We start from the raw sequence: 749 nt of genomic DNA, 5'->3' as shown, positions 1-749 counted from the left end.
GGCGTTCGTGGTGCCGCCCTCCGGGCCGAACCAGGTGTGGCAGCTCGACTTCAGCGAGTTCGAGACCCGGATCGGCGGCCGCTGGCAGATCGGCGGCTGCAGCGACTACTGGTCGAAGTACGAGCTCGGCTGGCACGTATCGCCGACCCAGAACCAGCACGACGCGATCGCCGCCCTGCGGCTCGCGCTGACCGAGACGCAGCGGCTGCTCGGCACGACGCTGCTCGAGGCCGTGACAGATCCCGAGACGGGCGAGGTGCGGCCCGTTGCAGTTGTGACCGACAACGGCGGCTGCTTCCGATCCGGGCGGTTCGCCCGCTTCATCGACGAGCACCCCGAGCTGATCCACATCCGTACCCGCCACAAGAGCCCCGGCCAGAACGGCGTCCGCGAGCGCGCCTTCCAATCGTTGAAGTACGAGCACCTCTACCGGCTCGAGATCGACGACGGCCACGACCTCGCCGCCGAGACCGAGGCCTACCGGCAGCTCTTCAACGAGGTCCGACCCCACCAATCACTGGGCGGACGCAGACCGCTCGACGTCCACATCGCGGCGGCTCAAACGCCGCCGACACCCAAGCAAACCGAGCCCGAAACCCTGCCACTTTCGTGAAGCAGGACACGGCGGCGAGAGCGGGGAGTTGCCGATAGCCCTTGACGCGACGGAACTGGGTGGAGGCGGCGAGCATGCCGGCGGCTGCCCTGCGGAGCCGCATGTCACCTCGCTGCCAGTGCTTCACGTTGCGCGC

At 68.6% G+C, this 749-nt stretch carries 1 protein-coding gene; it reads left to right on the top strand.

Going from position 1 to position 749, the window contains the following annotated elements; translation table 11 throughout:
- Positions 1-613: integrase core domain-containing protein (locus Gocc_RS15590; protein WP_220150674.1), on the top strand; the 613-nt coding region annotated here is incomplete at its 5' end.
- Between the last annotated feature and the right edge of the window lie 136 nt (positions 614-749).

The organism is Gaiella occulta, from assembly GCF_003351045.1.
Taxonomy (GTDB): Bacteria; Actinomycetota; Thermoleophilia; order Gaiellales; family Gaiellaceae; genus Gaiella; species Gaiella occulta.
The sequence above is the reverse complement of the archived record's forward strand: the minus strand, read 5'-3'. Positions and strand labels throughout refer to the sequence as shown.